Genomic DNA, 6,367 nt, shown 5'->3' with positions numbered 1-6,367 from the left:
CGTCCGAGCGCCTGGCATACCCCTAGAAACGGACAGGGGCACCCCTGCGGCGAGGGGTGCCCCTGAACGAAGAAGCTCTTACCAGGTAACGGGAAGCTCCCGCAGCGAGTAGACGATGGCGCCGTCGCGAAACCGGAGCTCCTCCGCCGGTTTCGCGAGCGCCAAAGTAGGAATCCGGGTGATCAGCGTCAGCAACGCGACCTGGAGCTCCACCCTGGACAGGAACTTCGCGATGCAGCTGTGGATGCCGTGCCCGAACGCCAGCGGCGTGGAGTCTTGGCGCGTGATGTCGAGCTTGTCGGCGTCGGAGTACACGCTCTCGTCGCGGTCCGCGGACGAGAGCAGGGCGATGATCCCCTCCCCCGCCTTGATCTGCTGGCCGGCGATCTCGAGGTCCACCCTGGCCACCCGGCCGACACCGCACTGCATGACGTTCTGATGCCGCAACAGTTCCTCGACCGCGCCAACGATCAGGTCCGGGTTCTCGCGCAGCTTCACGAGCTGCTCCGGATGTTCCAGCAACGTCAGGATGCTCAACGCGATCGACGACGCCGTGGTGTCGTACCCGGCCGACAGCAGCATCATGCCGATGACGACTGCCTCTTCGCGTTTCAGCTCGCCTGCGGCCATCTGGTTCACGACCAGTCGGCCGAGCACGTCGTCGGTGGGCGTCTTCTCCTTCTGTGCCACCAGCTTCGTCAGGTAGCCGAACAGAGCGCCCGCGGCGGCGTTGCGGTGGGCCTGTGACGACGTTGTCTCGACGAGCGTGTTGATCCAGCGGCCGAACGCGAGACGGTCCTTGTAGGGGACGCCGAGCAGCTCGCACACGACGGTCAACGGGATCGGGCGTGCGAAGTGCGTGACCAGGTCGACCGGCTGCGGGCCCTTCATCAGGGCGTCGATGCGCTCGTCCACCAGTTTCTGCACCGCCGGACGGACTTCCTCCGCCCGTTTCTTGGTGAACATCGACATGATCATGCGCCGGTACCGGGTGTGCTCCGGTGCGTCGACGGTGACGAACGCGCCCGGCTGCGGGTCGACCGGGAACAGGTAGCGCGGGTAGCCGGGGTTCATCACCTCGGCCGAGAACCGTTCCGTATCCGCGAGAAGTGCCCGCACGTCCGCGTACCTGGCCACGAGCCACGCCGTGTCGCCCGCCGGTGTCGTCACCTTCTGCACGGGCCGGTCGGCGCGCAGCCGGGCGTACTCCGGTGGCAGGTCGAGCGGGTTCTGCGGATCACGGGCGAAGGGGAACGGGCACGCCGAGGCCGGCGCGACTACTTCTTCCGTCATAGCGGGAACCTTCACTAAGAGGAGCGGAATCGGTTGATCGCGTCGATGTTTCCGCCGCGCAGCTCGTGGTCCAGCACGCCGAGACCCTCGGACGGCGCCAGGCACAGCACCCCGACCTTGCCCTGGTGGGCGTTCCGGTGCACGTCGTGCGCCGCCTGTCCCGTCTCGTCGAGCGAGTACACCTTGGACAGTGTGGGGTGGATCTTCCCCTTGGCCACCAACCGGTTCGCCTCCCAGGCCTCGCGGTAGTTCGCGAAGTGCGACGAGACGATGTGCTTCAGGTTCATCCACAGGTAGCGGTTGTCGTACTGGTGCAGGTATCCGGACGTGGAGGCGCAGGTGACGATCTTGCCGCCCTTACGAGCCACGAACACCGAGGCGCCGAACGTCTCCCGGCCGGGGTGCTCGAACACGATGTCCGGATCGTCGCCGCCGGTCAGTTCGCGGATGCGGGCGCCGAATCTCTTCCACTCGCGCGGGTCCTGCTCGTGCTCGTTCTTCCAGAACCGGTAGCCCTCCGCGGAACGGTCGATGATCAGCTCCGCGCCCATGGACCGGCAGATCTCGGCCTTGTCCGGCGAGGACACGACGCAGACCGGGGTCGCGCCGCCGTTCAACGCGAACTGCGTGGCGTACGAACCGAGTCCGCCCGACGCGCCCCAGATCAAGACGGTGTCGCCCTGCTTCATGTTGCCGCCGTTGGTCGACACCAACTGCCGGTACGCGGTCGAGTTGACCAGACCGGGCGAGGCGGCCTCCTCCCACGTCAGGTGCTCGGGCTTCGGCATCAGCTGGTTCGCCTTGACCAGCGCCAGGTCGGCCAGGCCGCCGAAGTTCGTCTCGAAGCCCCAGATCCGCTGCTGCGGGTCGAGCATCGTGTCGTTGTGGCCGTCCGGGCGCTCCAACGGCACGTCCAGGCAGTGCGCGACGACGCGGTCGCCCGGCTTCCACACCGTCACGCCGGGCCCGACGCGCAGCACGACACCGGCCAGGTCCGACCCCACGACGTGGTACGGCAGCTGGTGCTTGCCGCCCAACCGGCGCAGGAACCCGAACGTCGACACCGGCTCGAAGATCGACGTCCACACGGTGTTGTAGTTGATCGCGGACGCCATCACGGCGACCAGCGCCTCACCCGGCGCGAGCTCCGGCGTCGCGACGTCGCGGACCTTCAGCGACCGCCGCGGGTCCTTCTCCCAGGTCGGGAGGCCCGCGAACATGTCGGCGTCGCTCTCCTCGACCACCACCGCGCGGTAGCTCTCGGGCACCGGTAGCGCTTCGAAGTCCCGCGCCACCGCGTCGTCAGATTCGATGGCGCTCAGGATTTCGCTCATGCACCCCAAGGTAGGAGGACCTGCCCTAGGGAATGCCCGAGAGAAACGAGCCCTGCAAGTCTAGGGATAACCGGTGCGCCCACTGAGGTGTGCTGGGTCGTGTGCTCGCCCGATTCCTGAACCACCACCTCCGGCCGTACCGGGGAACACTCGTGCTCCTGGTGGTGCTCCAGCTGGTCCAGACCGCCGCGACCCTGCTGCTGCCCACGCTCAACGCGCAGATCATCGACAACGGCGTGCTCCTCGGCGACGCCGGCTACATCTGGGGCACCGGCCTCACGATGCTCGGGGTCGCGGCCGTGCAGATCCTCACCGCGAGCGGCGCGATGCTGCTCAGCTCCCGCATGTCCGCGAGCCTCGGCCGCGACCTGCGCGAGAAGGTGTTCCGCAGGGTCATGGACCTGTCGGCGCGGGAGGTCGACCAGATCGGCGCGCCGTCGTTGATCACCAGGACCGTCAACGACGTCCAGCAGGTCCAGAGCATCGTCCTGACCACCACCGACGTGGCGGTCTCGGCGATCATCATGTGCGTCGGCGGCGTCGCGCTGGCGTTGGTGCAGGACGTTCCGGTGTCGATGATCCTGATCGCGCTGGTCGTCATCGTGATCACCGGCCTCACCCTGATGCTCAAGCGGCTCTCGCCGTTCTTCAAGGCCATGCAGAGCTATCTCGACCGCATCAACCACCTGCTGCGCGAACAGATCATCGGGATGCGGGTCATCCGCGCGTTCGTCCGCGACCAGCACGAACGCGGCCGGTTCGACGCCACCAACCGTGAGCTGTACGGAACGTCGCGGCGGGTCGGCCGGATCATGGCGACGATGCCGGTGATGGTCATGACGATGATGAACGTGCTGACGATCGGCATCATCTGGTTCTCCGGTCATCGCATCGACGAGGGCACCATGCAGCTCGGCGCACTGCTCGCGCTGCTGTCCTACGTCACGTTGATCATCATCGCGATCATCATGGCGATGCTGGTGTTCACCGAAGCACCACGAGCCGCCGTGTCCGCGAACCGCGTGAACGAGGTCCTGCACGCCGAGTCGAGCATCGTGCCGCCGAGGAACCCGGTGCGCGAGATGGCCCAGCGCGGGCACCTGGAGCTGCGCGGCGCCACGTTCGGCTACCCCGGCGCCGAGAAACCGGTGCTGCGGGACGTCAGCCTCGCCGCCAGGCCGGGTGAGACGATCGCGATCCTCGGCAGCACCGGCAGCGGCAAGTCGACGCTGCTGTCGCTGGCGCTGCGGCTCTACGACGTCACCGGCGGCCAGGTGCGGATCAACGGCACCGACATCCGCGACCTCGACCCGTCGGTGCTGCACCGGATCGTCGGGTACGTGCCGCAGAAGGCACATCTGTTCAGCGGCACGATCGCGTCCAACCTCCGCTACGGCAAGGAGAACGCGACCGACGAGGAGCTCTGGCACGCGCTGGAGATCGCGCAGGCCGCCGAGTTCGTGCGACCGCTCGGGCTCGACGCGCCGATCTCGCAGGGCGGCTCGAACGTCTCGGGTGGACAGAGGCAACGCCTCGCCATCGCGCGGGCGCTGGTGCGGCGCCCCGAGATCTACCTGCTCGACGACTGCTTCTCCGCGCTCGACCTCGGCACCGAGGCCCGGCTGCGCGCGGCACTGGACCGTGAGCTGCACGACGCGACGATCCTGCTGGTCACCCAGCGGATCAGCACGGTCGAGGCGGCGTCGCGCGTCGTCGTGCTGGAGGACGGCCAGGTGGTCGGTTCCGGCACGCACGCCGAGCTGATCGGCACCAACCAGACCTACCGGGAGATCGCCCTCTCCCAGCCAGTCGGAGGGACCGTCCGATGACCCTGCTCGCCGATCCCGAAGTCCGGTCCGAACTCGAGGAACCCCGCGGGCCCAGCACCACCAGGAGACTGTTCGGGCTGCTGGCGCCGTACCGGGGCAGGCTCGTGGTCATCGGGTTGCTCGCGATCGTCACGATCGGGCTCAACCTGCTCGGCCCGATCCTCCTCGGCCGCGCCACCGACCTGATCTTCACCGGCCTCGTGAGCCGCGGCCTGACCGCGGGTGCCACCGAGGAACAGGTCCTCGCCCAGCTGAGGGCCGAGGGCAAGGACACCCTCGCGAACGTCATCAGCACCGTCGACTTCGTACCGGGCCAGGGCGTCGACTTCGACACGCTCGGCAAGCTGTTGCTGCTGATCCTCGGCCTGTACATCATCGGATCGATCTCGATGCTCATGCAGGGCAGGGTCGTCAACAACATCGTGCAGCACGCCGTCTTCAAGCTGCGCGAGGAGATCGACGCCAAGCTGACGCGGCTGCCGTTGTCCTACTTCGACCGCAACGCGCGCGGCGAGGTGCTCTCCCGCGTCTCCAACGACGTCGACAACCTGCAGCGGACCGTGCAGCTGTCGATCGGGCAGATGCTCACGTCGGTGATCTCGGTGTTCGGCGTGCTCGCGATCATGCTGGTGATCTCCGTGCAGCTCGCGGTGCTGGTGCTGATCTGCGTGCCGATCGCGCTGGTGCTGGCGGCATGGATCTCCAAGCGCGCCATGCCGAAGTTCGCCGAGCAGTGGCAGTCGACGGGAGCGCTGAACGCGCACGTCGAGGAGATGTACAGCGGCCACGCGCTGATCACCGCGTTCGGCCGGCAGGAGCAGGCCGCGCGCGAGTTCGCCGAACGCAACCAGACGATGTTCCGATCATCGTTCAGCGCTCAGGCGATCTCCGGGTTGATCGGGCCTGCGACCCGGTTCATCACCGACCTCAACTACGTCCTCGTCGCCGTCGTCGGCGCGCTGCGGGTGGCATCGGGATCGGTGTCGATCGGTGATGTGCAGGCGTTCATCCAGTACTCCGGCATGTTCTCCCGGCCGATCATCGACGTCGCGAACTTCTCCGGCCAGCTGCAGTCCGGCCTCGCCTCCGCCGAGCGCGTGTTCGAGCTGCTGGACGAACCGGAGCAGTCACCGGCGCCCGCCAAGCCCGCGACCGTCGCCCCGGTGCGCGGGCACGTCGAGTTCTCGCACGTCTCCTTCCGCTACACGCCCGAGAAGCCGCTGATCGACGACCTGTCGCTGACCGCGGCGCCCGGCAGGCTCGTCGCCATCGTCGGGCCGACCGGTGCCGGCAAGACGACGCTGGGCAACCTGCTGCTGCGGTTCTACGAGGTCGACGGCGGCCGGATCCTGCTGGACGGCACGGACATCACGTCGCTGACCCTCGAGGAGCTCCGCTCGGCCATCGGCCTGGTCTCGCAGGACACCTGGCTGTTCGAGGGCACGATCGCCGAGAACATCGCCTACGGACGGCCTGGAGCGACGCGTGAGGAGATCGTCGAGGCCGCGAAGGCCATGTGCGTGGACCGGTTCGTGCGGTCGCTGCCCGACGGGTACGACACCGTGCTCGACGAGGAGCACGGCGGGCTGTCCGCGGGCGAACGGCAGCTGATCACGCTGGCCCGCGCGTTCCTCGCCCAGCCCGCGATCCTGCTGCTGGACGAGGCCACCTCCTCCATCGACACCCGCACGGAGGTCCTGATCCAGCAGGCGATGACGTCGCTGCGGGCAGGACGGACGAGCTTCGTGATCGCGCACCGGCTGTCCACGATCCGGGGTGCCGACCTGATCGTCGTGATGGACCAGGGCGCCGTGGTGGAACGCGGCACGCACGAGGAGCTGATGGCGGCCAAGGGCTTCTACGCCCGGCTGTACTCAGCCTGAAATCGGTCGTCACCTGGCCGGGCGTCGT

The 6,367-nt window shown here is 67.8% G+C and carries 4 protein-coding genes; 2 read left to right on the top strand and 2 right to left on the bottom strand.

Going from position 1 to position 6,367, the window contains the following annotated elements:
* Positions 1-78: 78 nt before the first annotated feature.
* Complete coding sequence (locus ACSHWB_RS27645; protein WP_439656203.1) at positions 79-1,293, bottom strand: cytochrome P450; 1,215 nt, start codon at positions 1,291-1,293, stop codon at positions 79-81.
* Between the two features lie 14 nt (positions 1,294-1,307).
* Positions 1,308-2,627, bottom strand: a complete 1,320-nt coding sequence (gene ccrA / locus ACSHWB_RS27640; protein WP_439656202.1) for a crotonyl-CoA carboxylase/reductase — start codon at positions 2,625-2,627, stop codon at positions 1,308-1,310.
* A 101-nt stretch (positions 2,628-2,728) separates the two neighbouring features.
* Between ccrA and ACSHWB_RS27635 the strand changes: the two genes are divergently transcribed.
* Together ACSHWB_RS27635 and ACSHWB_RS27630 are read left to right on the top strand one after the other, a co-directional pair.
* Positions 2,729-4,456, top strand: a complete 1,728-nt coding sequence (locus ACSHWB_RS27635; RefSeq protein ID WP_439656201.1) for an ABC transporter ATP-binding protein — start codon at positions 2,729-2,731, stop codon at positions 4,454-4,456.
* Positions 4,453-6,339 carry an ABC transporter ATP-binding protein gene (locus tag ACSHWB_RS27630; protein WP_439656200.1) on the top strand — a complete coding sequence of 629 codons (1,887 nt, stop codon included), beginning with the start codon at positions 4,453-4,455 and terminating at the stop codon, positions 6,337-6,339. The genes ACSHWB_RS27635 and ACSHWB_RS27630 overlap by 4 nt, the downstream gene beginning before the upstream one ends.
* The last annotated feature ends 28 nt before the right edge of the window (positions 6,340-6,367 follow it).

It is taken from the genome of Lentzea sp. HUAS TT2 (assembly GCF_051853195.1).
Taxonomy (GTDB): domain Bacteria; phylum Actinomycetota; class Actinomycetes; order Mycobacteriales; family Pseudonocardiaceae; genus Lentzea.
This window is presented reverse-complemented; position numbering and strand designations above follow the sequence as displayed.